13 protein-coding genes are annotated in these 15,204 nt (G+C 37.4%); 3 read left to right on the top strand and 10 right to left on the bottom strand.

Features of this window, described 5'->3' with window-relative positions; translation table 11 throughout:
• Positions 1 to 10 precede the first annotated feature (10 nt).
• The 3 genes from MHI40_RS14790 to MHI40_RS14800 form a co-directional block, all read right to left on the bottom strand.
• On the bottom strand, positions 11 to 355 hold the full coding sequence (locus MHI40_RS14790) for a YlbF family regulator (protein WP_093538584.1): 345 nt from the start codon (positions 353 to 355) through the stop codon (positions 11 to 13).
• A gap of 19 nt (positions 356 to 374) precedes the next feature.
• Positions 375 to 1,517, bottom strand: a complete 1,143-nt coding sequence (locus tag MHI40_RS14795; protein ID WP_340763282.1) for a DUF445 domain-containing protein — start codon at positions 1,515 to 1,517, stop codon at positions 375 to 377.
• A gap of 66 nt (positions 1,518 to 1,583) precedes the next feature.
• Positions 1,584 to 1,973 (bottom strand): ferritin-like domain-containing protein, encoded by a 390-nt coding sequence (locus MHI40_RS14800; protein WP_340763283.1) that lies wholly within the window; start codon positions 1,971 to 1,973, stop codon positions 1,584 to 1,586.
• Between the two features lie 72 nt (positions 1,974 to 2,045).
• Between MHI40_RS14800 and MHI40_RS14805 the strand changes: the two genes are divergently transcribed.
• A complete protein-coding gene (locus MHI40_RS14805; protein WP_090570212.1) occupies positions 2,046 to 2,249 on the top strand; it encodes a YheE family protein in 204 nt (67 codons plus the stop codon).
• Between the two features lie 22 nt (positions 2,250 to 2,271).
• Here the strand turns inward: MHI40_RS14805 and MHI40_RS14810 are convergent, their stop codons facing one another.
• The 4 genes from MHI40_RS14810 to chrA form a co-directional block, all read right to left on the bottom strand.
• Positions 2,272 to 3,540, bottom strand: a complete 1,269-nt coding sequence (locus tag MHI40_RS14810; protein WP_340763284.1) for an MFS transporter — start codon at positions 3,538 to 3,540, stop codon at positions 2,272 to 2,274.
• A gap of 332 nt (positions 3,541 to 3,872) precedes the next feature.
• Entirely contained in the window at positions 3,873 to 5,612 is a 1,740-nt protein-coding gene (locus MHI40_RS14815; RefSeq protein WP_340763285.1) for an ABC transporter ATP-binding protein, read from the bottom strand.
• A complete protein-coding gene (locus MHI40_RS14820) occupies positions 5,609 to 7,351 on the bottom strand; it encodes an ABC transporter ATP-binding protein (RefSeq protein ID WP_340763287.1) in 1,743 nt (580 codons plus the stop codon). The genes MHI40_RS14815 and MHI40_RS14820 overlap by 4 nt, the downstream gene beginning before the upstream one ends.
• 376 nt (positions 7,352 to 7,727) lie before the next feature.
• Entirely contained in the window at positions 7,728 to 8,885 is a 1,158-nt protein-coding gene (chrA, locus tag MHI40_RS14825; protein ID WP_340763288.1) for a chromate efflux transporter, read from the bottom strand.
• A gap of 221 nt (positions 8,886 to 9,106) precedes the next feature.
• Here chrA and MHI40_RS14830 point away from each other — a divergent pair, with 221 nt between their 5' ends.
• Together MHI40_RS14830 and MHI40_RS14835 are read left to right on the top strand one after the other, a co-directional pair.
• Complete coding sequence (locus MHI40_RS14830) at positions 9,107 to 10,441, top strand: hemolysin family protein (RefSeq protein WP_245762770.1); 1,335 nt, start codon at positions 9,107 to 9,109, stop codon at positions 10,439 to 10,441.
• Positions 10,442 to 10,522: 81 nt separating this feature from the next.
• Positions 10,523 to 11,407, top strand: a complete 885-nt coding sequence (locus tag MHI40_RS14835) for a cation diffusion facilitator family transporter (protein ID WP_340763290.1) — start codon at positions 10,523 to 10,525, stop codon at positions 11,405 to 11,407.
• A gap of 147 nt (positions 11,408 to 11,554) precedes the next feature.
• On the opposite strand, the gene MHI40_RS14840 is transcribed toward MHI40_RS14835, so the two are convergent.
• The 3 genes from MHI40_RS14840 to MHI40_RS14850 form a co-directional block, all read right to left on the bottom strand.
• On the bottom strand, positions 11,555 to 12,202 hold the full coding sequence (locus MHI40_RS14840) for a response regulator transcription factor (RefSeq protein WP_340763291.1): 648 nt from the start codon (positions 12,200 to 12,202) through the stop codon (positions 11,555 to 11,557).
• Between the two features lie 12 nt (positions 12,203 to 12,214).
• The gene (locus MHI40_RS14845; RefSeq protein ID WP_340763292.1) at positions 12,215 to 13,330 is read right to left on the bottom strand and encodes a GAF domain-containing sensor histidine kinase; all 1,116 of its coding nucleotides are present in this window, start codon (positions 13,328 to 13,330) and stop codon (positions 12,215 to 12,217) included.
• Positions 13,331 to 13,463: 133 nt separating this feature from the next.
• The gene (locus tag MHI40_RS14850) at positions 13,464 to 15,185 is read right to left on the bottom strand and encodes a phospho-sugar mutase (RefSeq protein ID WP_340763293.1); all 1,722 of its coding nucleotides are present in this window, start codon (positions 15,183 to 15,185) and stop codon (positions 13,464 to 13,466) included.
• Positions 15,186 to 15,204: the final 19 nt, after the last annotated feature.

Genomic DNA, 15,204 nt, shown 5'->3' on the forward strand with positions numbered 1-15,204 from the left:
ATTTGTTTTCTTAGATACCTTCATAAAGTTCTTGAACGGGTTTGATCAATACACGGTTTACTTCTTCAATAAGTTGGCTCAAAGCCATTTCAGCTTGAAGCATATGGAAAATCTTTTCGTTTCCTTGTGCGAGCTGAGCCGTTTTTTGTGCATACTCAATCTCTTCTCCAGAGATTTCTTCACCATTCATTTGCTTCTCTTGAAGAGACATTTGAACTTTGCGGAAACTTTGGAATAATACTAGAGCCTGTTCGTCAGCTTTTACAGATTCTACTGCTGTTTGTACGTTGGAAAATTCATCTGTTTGACGTAGTGTTTTTTCAAGTTTGTTAATGTCATCATAAATGTTAATCATGTTGTAAGCTCCTTTAGGGTTAATTAGTAAAGAAAACGATTAGTCCTTGAATAATACCGATAAGTCCACCAAGAACACCACCTAGAATGGTGATCATTTTGAACTCTCTTTTCGATATACCAAGAACAATTTCCTCTAAGCGAGATACTGGGAAAGTATCTACTTGCTCTTTTACCATATCTTCTAATTTCATTTTACGCAAGACTTCTTCTAGCTTTGTTTCTGCTTCATGGAATGCAAATGTCGTCACTTTAGGTATAAGATATGACTCTGTCCATCCAGTTGCTCCAGGGAAGTAATGGAGGAAATTATAGTTTAATCTTTCTTCCACAGCCAATTGTCCTGTTAAGTATACTTTAACGTTTTTAACAATTGGTTCAAAGTCAAAGCCGTCCATCATTTCATTGAGCGGGCGATCTTTTAACTTCTCCCATTCGCTTCGTACTATTTTTTCTAACATATTTTTAGTACCTGGAGCTCTTAGGAATTTTAGTATTTCCGGCTGAACTTTTCCAGCAAGTGATGAAGATTCCCCCATGAACATTTGTATCATATTGCCAAGCGTCCCTTTTGTAGAAAGGAAATCATCAATTAGATTTTTCACCGTCATTCTGCCTTCTTCTGATTCGAAGAAATCTTCACCTTTGAGTAGAATGTACGAAACTATTTCTCCGACTTTAGTGTCCGCTTTTAGTTGCCAATCTATTGGTGCAAGTTGACGTATAGTTTCTTGTTCAAACCTAGTTTTTAATTGACTAAATTGAACGTCCACCTGTTCTTCTATTTTATCATTTACAATAGTCGGAACATTTTCTAGTCCAGCAAGCTTTAACCAATCTGTTATCGTTTTATCCGACTGAAAGATTTTATCGTTTAGTTGCTCGGTTAAAAAATGATTTGCCTTTTGTTTCATTTCTTCGTTAAAATATTTTTTCTTGAAAATATCAGGTGTCAGCAAATGTTGAATTACTGTATTACCTAATTGTTTTGCAAGTTCATCACGTCTCTTAGGGATGAGACCAGGTGTGAATGGAATGCGCCAAGACCCTATATATTTTGCCTCATGAGGTCTGAATAGCATTTTAATAGCAAAGTGATTAGTTACCGCTCCGATTGCTGCTCCGACCACTGCCATAAATGTGATTGTCCATATAAAATTCATCAATTTCACCTTTTTCCTCTAGCTTCTAGATTATTATAGCAGAGGAGAGGCAAACACTAAAAGAATTTACAATAGATGAAGCAAAGTAGTAAGACGAATTGCATGCTCCGTTTCATCGTGCATCGCAACAAATAGAGGAGCATATGCTTGTTGGATTGGTATTTGTAAGAGCATTTCCTTATACAGTTCTGCAGCCTCTAATTCATCTCTTATCGCATTCTTTAAACACTCTTCCATGTCTGTACATAAAGTGGGTTCTGGAAAGTTTTGTACAAATGTACCAGTGAGCATATAATAGAGTTGTTGGAACATTTCGTAATGGCTTTTTTCATCCTCATAAATATGTTCGATAAAACCTTGCCAGTATGGATCATCCGTCAATTTATACATAGAACGATAAAAATGATAATCCTGATATTCATTAAGTATTGCTTGCCTTAGCTGATCATTAAACAATTCGATGCTCCTTCACTAATCATTTATATTAGTGTATGCGAACAAATTCACTCACATGAAAGGTTGATATTCTTGCTACAACACTTTAGCTTCAAACCACTCTATGAAAACAAACAACTACCTGGTTGGTCCGTCTCTTTCTTTTATAAACAACAAAGATACGCTGCAGAATATGAACCGGATGGCACGATTAAGTGGCTAGGTGAAACACCTGCTGATGAAGAAACAGTAAAAAAAATGATACATGAGTTAATGCTATTTCACGTGTATGACTGAGGTGTCACTGTGCAAGAAGCACTCATACTTGTTTCTTGCGCAAAGCACGCTTACGCCCAAACAGTAAATAAAAATAAGTAGATGCAATAATATAGAGAATCCCTGTAATTGTAAATGTATAAGCATATCCCCAGTAAAAGCCAAATGTCATAACAAGCCCTGTCGAAATTGCACCAGTACTTGCCCATCCTACATTAAAGACCATTTGATTTACCGAGTTAGCAAGTCCTTTATATTTATCTTGTACTAGTTCCATTGCAATTGCACTTTGGATAGGATTCCCCGCGTTCATTAGAGCTTGGCGCATCAAAAATGCAATCGAAGCGATGATTAATGAATTGGTGTAACCTGTGATGAACAGAAATGGAATCGATAGTAGCTGAAAAATGACCAATGCCTTAACTTTCCCTACCTTCTTCACAAGTGCTGGTCCAAGTAGCATCGCCACGGCTGCCATCGCTGATCCGAGTGACAAGATAATTCCAATATAAGTGTTCGATGCATCGAATCGGTTCGCAAAGTATAAGTTCAAGTAAGGAATAACTAGACCAGACCCTGTTCCTATTAATAGATTTGCAACTCCAAATAACACAATAACCTTCATATTTTTTCTGAACCCAGTCGGAGCATTTCCTTCTGATTCCTCGGTACTTGCCTCTGTTTGACCTTCTATTTTTTGCGTTGGTTTCAGCTGAAACAATGGAACTATGCCCATCGTAAATATAATCGCTCCAATAATTAGTACATACATAATAGAATCTACTGTGGAGATATTCCCAATTAAATGAAGCGCATCTGCTAATACCCCTCCTCCAAGACTTCCAATAACACTTGCTATAGTCATCAACGAAAAATGAATACTAAAAAGATGCATTCGTTCTCCAGCAGTGGAGTTTTCAGCAAGAAAAGGAACACCGGATACTTGCACCAATGCCATAAACAACCCAGTAAAGAAAGCTGCATAAACTAAGCTTTGTTCGCCGGTGACCAAACTTCTATAAAATAAAGTACCAGCAGCAAAAATTGCACCAGTAATAATAATTCCTTTCCTACCTAGCCGGTCGCTTAGATATCCAGCCGGTATTAACATAATCGCTGAAGCAAGAGATGTCATAGAGATGATTTTACCGTTCAATGTTTCTGGAAACCCGAGTTCCTTTATATATAGATTGTACATAACTAAAAATACACCCATCCCCACTTGAATGAGTACATTGGCAAGCATGAACATTTTTATATTTCTATTGAATAAAGCGATGCTCTTTTTCCAATTTGCAAACCAATAAATCATAAGGTACCTCTTCTTTTTTTTTATTTCGGTACACTAAATATACGATTATCGTTAGAAAATTTCAATATATAATTGCGAGCTTGGCGGATAAATATTTCGATTGGATTCTTGGAGATGTTTGGTGGGCGGATAAGTGCATTGTTCGGGCACATGGCTTGTTCTCTCGGGCGGATAACCTATTCGCTCGAGCGTTCGGCCGCTTGATGAGCGGATAAACGGGCTGCTCGGGCGCATAGCTCAGTTTCTCTGGCGGATAACCTACTTTCTCGGGGATTCGACCGTTTGAGGGCGGATAACCTATTCAAGAAAAAAAGGGAATATCCCCGCATGTGTTATACATGCTGAGATACTCCTGCTTGTAGTTTATACATTTGTTCATAGCGACCTTGTAGCTCTATTAACTCGTCGTGCGATCCACTTTCTACAATTTCTCCACGGTCTAGTACTAAAATGCGATCTGCATTCTTAATAGTAGAAAGTCGATGAGCAATGATAAAAGTAGTTCTTCCTTTTTTCAGTACATCCATTGCATGTTGTATAATTTCCTCTGTTTCTGTATCAATATTAGATGTCGCTTCATCCAAGATTAATATAGCAGGATCAAATGCAAGTGCTCTAGCGAAGGAAACAAGCTGTCTTTGACCAGATGACAAGGTGCTACCCTTTTCTATTACAGGCTCATCTATGCCTTTTTCTAGATTCTTCAACACTCGTTCCCCACCAACAGCTTCTAAAGCTGCTATAACCGTATCTCTAGAAATACGAGGATCACTTAAACTCACATTTGACTCTATCGTACCTGAAAACAAATAAGGGTCCTGCAACACGATGCCCATATGATCTCGAATTGTTTGTCTAGGTACAGTCGTTATATCTATACCATCGATTAGGATTTTACCTTTAGAAGGATCATAGAAACGGAACAATAAATTCATAATGGAACTTTTCCCAGATCCTGTATGACCAACTAATGCTACTGTCTCTCCTTTGTTGGCAACAAAGTTTAAATTTTTCAAGACATATTCATCTGCTTTATAGGCAAATGATACATTTTGAAATTCTACATTCCCTTCATATCGTTCCATACGTTCGTCTTTTACATCTTCTCCAGTTTCATCTAGTAATTGAAATACTCGATGACCAGCAACCAATGATCTTTCTAACTGAGCAAATTGGTTTACAATCCCAGTGATTGGATTAAATAAACGAGTTGTATAGTCTACAAAGGCATAAAGCATACCTGCTGAAATGATTGTATTTGGTTCCATGGATAAGCTTCCGAAATACCAGATGAACATGACGAACATAATCGTACGAAGCACACTTACTAAGTTAAACGAAGTTGCTGAATCTAATGTAAGTAACTTTTTCTGGTACGTATAGTGTTCATCATTCATCTCTTCAAATTCGCGTTCCATCTGCTTCTCACGTTTAAATGCTTGAATAATAGACATCCCTTGGATGGATTCATTTAGCATTGCATTCAAATCTGCAATTTTCGTACGAACTACGTGATTATATTTTGATGCATACTTTCGATAAGCAATCATCCACACATATACAATAGGAACAACAAAAAGTGCCATGAGAGCCATTTGTACATTTAAGATGAACAAGGCAACATAAACCCCTGCAATCGAAATGATACTAGTCGCAAACTGAGAAAGTACTTGCACATACAAATTACGAATAGCTTCTGTATCATTCGTAACACGCGCAACTACTTTTCCTGCCGGCAAGTTGTCAAAATACTGTATCGGCAAAGTTTGAATATGTTGAAAAACATCATTACGCAGCTTTTGAACAACGCGGTTAGCACCAACCTGTAAGTTGATGAACATAAAATATCTAAAGATCGCTGTGACAATGGCTAAACCAAAGTAGACAGCAAGTAACATTAGTATCGGCTGAAGGTTAATAGCCCCTTCTGTGATATGGTCGTCAATAATTTTCTTTGCAATAAATGGACCAGTTAGATCTGCAAACACTGCAATAGTTAAAAAGATTAGACCAAGGATAATTGGTTTTTTATAAAATAACGCATAATGGTAGAGTCGTTTCCCTGTACTCATGACGACACCCCCTCTAGCTGCTGACGATCAAACTGCTCTTTGTACCAACCATTTTGTCTTAGAAGCTCTTGATGTGTTCCTTCTTCTATAATAAGACCTTCATCTAAAACGATAATATGGTCTGCATGTTGGATACCAGACAATCGATGCGTCGTAATAATTGTTGTCTTTCCACTGCGTTCATTTTGTATATTTTCAATAATTTTGGCTTCTGTCTTTGCATCTACTGCAGAAAGTGAATCATCTAACAGTAGTATTTCTGGATTTTTAATAAGTGCTCGAGCAATGGATACACGTTGTTTTTGTCCACCGGATAATGATACCCCTTTTTCTCCAACTAACGTTTCTAAGCCCATCGGTAAGTTCATCAGATCCTGTTGGAAATGCGCTAGGCGAATTGCTTCCTCTAGTTCATCTTCTGTTGCATCCTCTTTACCAAATAGAATGTTTTGACGAATGGTTCTCGAAAACAAGACATGATCCTGCGGTACATATCCAATCCACTCTAGCACCTGATCTTTCGTTTGTGCGGAAATTGCGGTCTCTCCAATTGTTAGCTGTCCAGCACCAATCGGATATTCCTTTAATAATTGCTTCATAAAGGTAGTTTTCCCAGAACCCGTTTTCCCTACAATCCCAAGTGTCTGACCTTTCTCTAAGTTCACTCGAATATCTTGAAGATTTTTCACTTGGGACAATGGGTATTGGAATCCAACATCGGTAAAACCAATTGACTCCACATTGTCTAAGTGAACTGGTGAAGTTGGATCTTTTACATCCTGCTCATAGTCTAATGTTTCGTGCACGCGATCAAGCGAGGCATTTCCGCGTTGCATTACATTGATCAGTTCCCCGATTGCAAACATTGGCCAAATTGCCATACCTAAGTAAACATTAAAGGTGATTAAATTTCCGACTGTCATTTCACCTTTGGATACTAGATAAGCACCATAACCTAGTGCAACTACATAACTGATACCAGTTCCTACCTTCGTAATAGGACCAAAAAGAGCATCAATACGTTCTACAACCATATTTTTCTCATAGACTTCTTCACTCATATCAGCAAAGTTCTTTTCATCTGCTCTTTCCTGAACATAAGCGCGTATAACTCGAACCCCGGCGATCGATTCTAGAACACGGTCATTTAAATCACCAAATGCATCTTGAGCTACCATATATTTTTCATGAATAATTTTCCCTAAATATTGCATTATAAAAGCTAAAATAGGTATTGGTAAAATTGCAAAGATAGTAAGCTTCCATGAAATGATAAAGCCCATTGCCAGTATTAGTGCAGCCATGTACATAGTAGAATCGATTAATGTCATAATCCCAAATCCTGCTGTAGTTGCTACTGCGTTCAAATCATTCGTTGCACGAGCCATTAAGTCACCCGTACGATTTTTTTCATAAAATGTAGGAGTCATATTCAAAAATTTCAAATTTAACTTTGACCGTAAAATACGCTCGATTGTAATCGAACCACCAAACAGTTGGTATTGCCAAACAAAGTTTAATATATAACCTACTATTATTATTCCAATAAAATAGAATACATATTGCATTAACGACTCTCTAGTCATATCTCCCATAGTTATGGAATCGATCGCTTCCCCAACTAACCACGGTGGTAAAACCTCCAGAGCACTAGCAATTATTAGCAAACTAACTGCTACTGTATATCGCTTCCAATGATCCTTAAAAAACCACTTCAATTTAAATAAAACAGAAAACATTATATAACCCCTCTTTTCTTCTTTCTACACATTACTTAATAACTAGCCACCTTCAAGAGATTCCTTTAATAAAATTTGCTTTGTCCGTTGAATTGTTTCCATAACCAACACTCCTTTTTATTTTTCACCAAAAATTGGAAGTCAAAAAGACAGAAAAAAGCGCATTACCCATCTAGAGGTAATGCGCTCAATAATAGACAATGGAATACAAAAGTCTATTATTAAATCATTTCCGATCTAATGGAAGGTATGAACAACTTATTAAGTTAACAGCGCTATCTTTTAAACGAATCATTTGTCATACCTCCATTTCCATTTTTTTGTGTATATTAACATTAGCATACCGAAATTTTAATTGTCAATACTTTTTGAATTTTTATAATGAATGAACAATTGCGCCTAACACAATACTGATGAGTACTACTTTGAATGGCGCTAACTTATACACCACTAAAAGTGTAAAAGTAATTAACACAATTACAAAATGAAACGTACTATTTACCGCACTTGTAAAAACAGGATCATAAAGTGCCGCAAGAAGAATTCCAACAACGGCTGCATTCACTCCCTTTAAAGCTGCTTGAATCCCTTTTTTTGAACGAATAATAGACCAAAATGGCAATGTTCCAATGACCAATAAAAAGGAAGGTAGAAACATCGCAAAAACGGCAAGCAATGCTCCACCTGTACCAGCAGTTATCTGTCCTAAAAAACCAGCGATCGTGAATAATGGTCCCGGCACTGCTTGTGCTGCTCCGTAACCAGTCAGGAACATATCAGCAGATAGCTCAACCTCTCTTTGTAGCATTGGTAATACAACATGCCCACCACCAAATACAATAGATCCAACGCGGTAATAAGTATCGAATATCGCATAATAGACAGATTGTACAAACGGTTTTAGTAATGGAAGCAAAGTGAGCAATGCGAAAAATAATACCCAACTAATAATGCCAGTCTTTTTACCAAAACTTAACTTCATTTCAGGTGCTGGTTCTATTGCGTCATTTTTATAATAGAAAAAACCAAAAATACCCGCTATGAGAATAATCGTAATTTGTCCAATTGCGGTAGGAATAAGCAATGTTAATATTGCGCATCCTATGGCGATACTTATTCTTATACGATCTGGTGCTAATGATTTTTGCATACCTATTAACGCATGCGCTACTACAGCAACAGCCACTATTTTTAGTCCTTGAATCCACCCACTATCAAAAGATCCTGAACTCGATATGAATGCAGCAAATAACATTAAAATAATTACAGACGGCATTGTAAAACCTATCCACGAGATTATACCTCCCAATAATCCCCCTCTTAATAATCCAATAGAGATTCCTACTTGAGAGGAGGCCGGTCCAGGTAAAAACTGACATAGCGCAACGATATCCGCATATAACTTGTCATCTAGCCATTTTCTTTTTTCCACATATTCTTCCCGGAAATAACCAATATGAGCAGCTGGTCCTCCAAATGAAGTTAAGCCAAGCTTAGTAGATGCTTTCAGTATGTCGATATATTTATTTTTCATTTTTACCTCCTCTACGGGCATAATCTTTATTATCTAATAATTTTTAGCGTCTAAATGTTAAGATTTTGTAAAAATTATTAATAGAATATCTCTATTTAAAGTAGAAAGATTTGTAATTTCTTTTTTTATATTTTATTATTAAACGTATAAACTATTTTTTAGAAAACAGGAGGTGTACACTTTGTCTTACCCCCCATTTGGGTTAGGGACAAAGTAATTATTTGGACATAGCCATACGATTGGCAGCATTTGCTGTCTTAATCGCATTCACTGCATTTTTCGTTGCGAGTGAGTTTGCAATTGTAAAAGTAAGAACTACAAGAATTGATCAGCTTATAGCTGAAGGAAACACTAAGGCGATAAATGCCAAAAAAGTAGTTTCCAATCTGGATGAATATCTATCTGCATGTCAGCTCGGGATTACCATAACAGCTTTAGGGCTAGGTTGGCTCGGAGAACCGACAATTGAACGGATTTTACATCCGGCATTTACTTATTTTGAGCTCCCAGAGAGTGTTTCCTCTTTACTTTCATTTATTATTGCATTCTCTCTTGTAACTTATATACATGTAGTTGTAGGAGAGTTAACACCAAAGACGTTTGCTATTCAAAGGTCTGAACAAATTACATTAGCGGTAGCAAAACCGCTTATCATTTTCGATAAACTTATGTATCCAGTTATTCACGGGATGAATGGTTCTGCTCGTTTCTTAGCAACCAAAGTATTTGGTTTAAATGCTGTATCAGAGTCAGAAGTAGCCCATTCCGAAGAAGAACTTCGTATGATTCTTTCCGATAGCTTTAAAGGCGGAGAAATCAACCAAGCTGAATACAAATATGTTAACAAAATCTTTGAATTTGATGATCGTATTGCAAAAGAAATCATGGTTCCACGCACCGAGATTACTTCTATTGATAAAGATTTTACATTAGATGAAGTATTTCAGTTGATCGGTGTGGAACAATATACAAGATATCCAATAACTGACGGTGATAAAGACCATATTATTGGACTTGTAAATATGAAAAACTTGTTAACTGCATATATAAAAGATCCTACGAATGCAACCACACCCGTAAGTGATTATATGCAACCGATTATCCGAGTTATTGAGAATATGCCAATCGCTGATTTATTACTTAAGATTCAACGTGAACGAATTCATATGGCAATCTTAATGGATGAATACGGTGGTACTTCAGGACTTGTAACTATAGAAGATATTATCGAAGAAATCGTAGGAGATATACGTGACGAGTTCGATACTGATGAACTTCCAGAAGTTCAAAAGTTAGAGGAAAATCATTATATTCTCGATGCGAAAATGTTAATAGAAAATGTTAACGACCTACTTGGTATAGATATCGATGAAGAGGATATAGATACTATAGGTGGTTGGTTTATGACTAAAAGCTACGAAACCATTAAAGGTGAAAAGATTCAGGAACAAGGCTATGATTTCATGATTAAAGAAGTTGATGGGCATCATATTCAATATCTAGAGATTATTAAATCTGCACCTCCAGTTGAAGAACTAGAACCGATAGTGGAATAAAAAAATTATTAGATTTCAAAAAACGACTCTCAAATGAGGGTCGTTTTCCTATGTCTATAATTGTTGAAGTGAGGAAACATTGTGGAACTATATACAAACTTACGTGAAGGGGAAAAAGGTGCTTGGATTAGCATTGGCGTATACTTACTTTTAAGTACACTTAAGTTAACTGTTGGTATTATCGGTTCATCTGAAGCCTTAAAAGCCGATGGTCTAAATAATTTTACAGACATCATTGCGTCCGTTGCTATTTTAATCGGATTGCGAATTTCTCAAAAACCACCAGATAAGCATCACCAATATGGACATTTACGGGCAGAAACCATTGCCTCCCTTGTTGCCGCTTTTATTATGGCGTTTATCGGTATCCAGGTTCTCATTCAAGCAGTACAACATCTTGCTAACCCTATCCAAGAGTCACCTTCCCTTTTAACCGCAATTGTTGCCTTGTTTAGTGCCATTATCATGTATATTGTTTATAGATATAATTTAAACCTTGGAAACCGTATAAATAGTGCTGCTCTAAAAGCGGCAGCTTATGATAATCGCTCTGATGCACTTGTTAGTATCGGTGCAACTATTGGTATCGTCGGCTCTATTTTAGGTTTTCCTCTTTTAGACGGTATAACTGCCCTGTTAGTTGGTATCATCATTATCTATACCGCCTATACTATTTTTCATGATGCAGCATATACGCTATCCGACGGTTTTAATGTGGACGAAGCTGAATCCCTCTCTACGATAGTACGACTAGTCGAGGGTGTGGATGAGTTAACCGATTTTAAAGCGAGAATGCATGGAAATTTAATGTTTGTCGATATTACGGTTACAGTGGATCCAAATTTAAACGTGTTGAATAGTCATCGTATAACAGAAGAAATAGAACATCGTATTATGAAGGTCAAACCTTTTTCAGTTATCTTAGTCCACATTGAACCAAATATGGACTTGCTCGATCAGCAGTAGATAGTTTCTGCTGATCGAGCGATTTTCTTGCCTGATGGATCGATTATTGCGGAGGATCGATCGATTCTTAGTTGCCATCGATCGATATGTTAATCAGAACAAAAAAAGCACGGAGAATCGCATAGTCATTGCGATTCTCCGTGCTTTTCATCGTCCGCTTGGTTCTGTTAGGCCGTGTTTTACTGCGTATAGGGCGGCTTGTGTACGATCTTGAACATATAGCTTCGCGAATATATTAGAAATATGTGTTTTGACTGTTTTTTCGGTGACAAACAAGGAGGATGCTATTTCTCTATTACTCTTTCCTTTTGTCAACTCAGATAATACATCCTGCTCTCTAGGTGTTAAAGGATGTTCTTCATGTGGACTTGGTACAACGGGCTCCCACTCTTTTTCTAATTGAGTTGTTGCCTCTGGATGTATCGTATTTTCTCCGCGCATGAGCTTACGAATGGCATCAGCGAGGTCATCCGGTTCTATATCCTTTAACTGATAACCCGCTGCGCCAGCTTTTAAGGCAGGAATTACATGATCTCTATCTGAAAAACTAGTGAGCATTAGTATTTGAATTTCCGGATTAGTAGATTTTATAAGTTTCGTTGCTTCAATTCCGTCCATTACCGGCATCACTAAATCCATTAATATAACATCGGGCTTTAAACTTTGTGTTAGCTCCATCGCTTCTTTTCCGTTAGTCGCCTCCCCTACAATATCCATATCCTTTTGGGTTTTCAGAAAAAACATTAATCCTCTTCTTACTACATGATGATCATCAGCTATTAATACACGTATCATAATTGCACCCTCCTAATAAGGTAATCGCACTAATATTTCTGTTCCTTTTTCGCAACCTGTCACCCAATCCACTGTCCCACCAACAAAACTAGCTCTATCCTTCATACTCTGTAAACCAATTGAACGGAGCTTATTGGGTTCCTTCATATGAAATCCACAACCCTCGTCTTTCACAACTAACAATACATCTGTAGAAGTGACCGTTAAGTATAGTTCTGCTATGAGTACACCAGAATGCTTCCGAATATTATTCAGTGCTTCCTGAGCAATTCTGAAGAGTGTTTCTTCTATAATCGCAGGTAAGTTAACAACGCCCTTTACTTTCACTGTCATTGTAAGCCCTAGAATATCACCATATCCTTTAAGGCCTTCAATAATTCCTGATTCTAATCCTTTGGGGCGTAGCTGCCAAATGAGGGCGCGCATTTCTGTTAGTGCTTCTTGCGTTAAATATTGAATTTCTTTAAATGTATCTTTAATATCCGGCTGCTCTGTCATTTCAATTCCTCCACGGGCAGTAAGCGTGACGGAGAATAGTAATTGGTTAACGGAGTCATGTAAATCTCGTGCTAATCGGTTTCTCTCCTGTACAAGAGCTACTTGCTGCTCCTGTCTTGTGAGGAGAATCCGCTTAATTGCTGACCCAATTTGAAAAGCCACCGATTCGAGCAACGCAAGCTCGCCGTCTGAAAATCGTATCGTGTTTGGAGTCGCAACATTTAATAGACCAAAGCTTTCTTGTCCGGATTGTAAAGGAACAGTTGCATGATGCGTGATGCCCCCACTGTCCTCATTACTCATTTTTCTTGCGTTTACTATTCTTTTACACTCAATAATATTGGAAGCTTTTTTTAACTCACCCTTTTGAAACCTGGACACACACCAGCAGCTATCCTTTTGCAAATGTCTGCAGTCATCCTGCTTTAACGCGTTCGGTAAATTTTCATGTGCAATTAACTGTTGTTTTCCTTTTTCATCAATAAAAAATATCCATCCAGTTTCAAATAAGGTACCATCTAATAGTTTTTGCAAGGCACCTTGTAGCATTTTCTCCATTTCCGTTTCTTCATTTAACAATTCCGCTATTTCTTTTAGTAATTCTATGTTCGAGAGTTCATTTGATAACATGTAAACTCCTCCAAGTATGTAATTCAGATAATTCCATAGTATCACTTATTTACTATTCACTGTAGGGTATGCGCATCATACTTTTGACCGAAAAAAAACAGGAAAAGAGATTTCACTTTTCCTGTTTTCTATATTAATCTACTAAGTATTGATTCATCTTAAACGAAAAATCTTCCTTCAAAGAATTTAGTTTTTCTTTACTTTCTACTTCTGTGCCACTAAGTACACCAAAATAATATTTGATCTTAGGCTCGGTTCCACTTGGTCTTACACAAACCCATGAGCCGTCTGCAAGGAAGTACTTAATTACATTTGATTTTGGTAAGAATAATTCCTCTGTTTCTCGTCCATCGGTAAACATTCGAGTGGAGTGTAAGTAATCCTCTTGGGAGGTAACATTTATCCCTGCTACTTCCGTAATCCTATTTGTCCGAACCTGCTCTAGTAAGTTTTTAATGGCATTCGCACCACTTACTCCTTTTTTCGTAACAGATTGAAGCCCTTCTAAATAGAAGCCATGTCTTTCATATAACATTGCTAAAACATCGAGTAAGGTCTTTCCTTGTTGCTTATAATAGGCAGCAGCTTCTACTATCGCTAACACGCTTTGCACCGCATCTTTATCACGTGCAAAATCTTTTATCAAGTAACCATAACTTTCCTCATAGCCAAATAGAAACTCAAACTCTTTTGTCTCTTCGTATTTCTTAATCTTTTCACCGATAAATTTGAAGCCTGTTAATACATTCTCTGAACTTACTCCGTAATATTCGGCAATTACACGACCTAGATCAGAAGTAACAATCGTTTTAAATATGCGACCATTAGCTGGGATGTTAGCCTTTGCTTTACGTTGTGATAATAGATATTCGATTAATATCGCACCGGTTTGATTGCCAGTTAAAAGTTCATACTTAGAATCCGATTTTACGGCAATACCAACGCGGTCCCCGTCTGGATCGACTGCTATTAGAATATCTGTATGATTCCTTTCGCCGTACTGAATTGCGTATTCAAAAGCACTTTGCTCTTCCGGATTTGGAGATTCCACTGTCGGGAAGTCTCCATCTGGCTCCATCTGTTCTTCTACATAGGAAATATGCTTGTAACCAACTTCGTTTAATATGCGTTGGACTGTTTTACCAGAAGCACCGTGTAAGGGTGTGAATACCACCTTCAGATCAGAAGAAGATGCTAATTCTTCGTTTTCTTGCACTGTTTTTAAGGCTTCCAAATAAGCTTCATCCAATTTTTCATCTAATTGAATTATTAATTGTTTATCAGGATTTCGTTGATCGATATGGAGTGCATCTCCTGCATCATTGACATGCTCAATAACAACCTCAGCGTCCTCAATATTTAGCTGCGCACCATCCTCGCCATATACTTTGTATCCATTATATTCAGGAGGATTATGACTTGCAGTAATAACTATCCCCATAAATGCGTGTAAATGTCTAACCGTAAATGACAGCTGAGGTGTAGTTCTAGGTTCCATATATAAATACGCTTTAATACCATTAGAGGCTAGTGTATTCGCTGCTTCACGCGCAAACTCTGGAGAATATCTTCGACTATCATAAGCGATAACTACTCCACGCTCCATAGCTTCTGCTCCAGCTCCCTTAATATAAGAAGCTAGACCTGTAGTCGCTTTACGAACAGTGTACGTGTTCATACGATTCGTTCCAGCACCAATTTCTCCACGCATTCCACCTGTTCCGAATTCTAGATCACGGTAAAATGCATCCTCTATTCTTTTTTCATCCTTGGCTAGGTGTTGAAGGTTCTCTTTCCAATCGGTTTCTAACTCTGAGAAGTTATTCCATTGGTCAAATAGTTGTCTATAACGCATAGGAAAGTCAACTCCACTT

It is taken from the genome of Psychrobacillus sp. FSL H8-0510 (genome assembly GCF_038008345.1).
GTDB lineage: Bacteria > Bacillota > Bacilli > Bacillales_A > Planococcaceae > Psychrobacillus > Psychrobacillus psychrotolerans.

Coding starts and splice junctions, on each gene's coding strand:
- MHI40_RS14790 (WP_093538584.1), bottom strand. CDS start 355: ATGATTAACATTTATGATGACATTAACAAACTTGAAAAAACACTACGT.
- MHI40_RS14795 (WP_340763282.1), bottom strand. CDS start 1,517: ATGAATTTTATATGGACAATCACATTTATGGCAGTGGTCGGAGCAGCA.
- MHI40_RS14810 (WP_340763284.1), bottom strand. CDS start 3,540: ATGATTTATTGGTTTGCAAATTGGAAAAAGAGCATCGCTTTATTCAAT.
- MHI40_RS14815 (WP_340763285.1), bottom strand. CDS start 5,612: ATGAGTACAGGGAAACGACTCTACCATTATGCGTTATTTTATAAAAAA.
- MHI40_RS14820 (WP_340763287.1), bottom strand. CDS start 7,351: ATGTTTTCTGTTTTATTTAAATTGAAGTGGTTTTTTAAGGATCATTGG.
- chrA (WP_340763288.1), bottom strand. CDS start 8,885: ATGAAAAATAAATATATCGACATACTGAAAGCATCTACTAAGCTTGGC.
- MHI40_RS14840 (WP_340763291.1), bottom strand. CDS start 12,202: ATGATACGTGTATTAATAGCTGATGATCATCATGTAGTAAGAAGAGGA.
- MHI40_RS14845 (WP_340763292.1), bottom strand. CDS start 13,330: ATGTTATCAAATGAACTCTCGAACATAGAATTACTAAAAGAAATAGCG.
- MHI40_RS14850 (WP_340763293.1), bottom strand. CDS start 15,185: ATGCGTTATAGACAACTATTTGACCAATGGAATAACTTCTCAGAGTTA.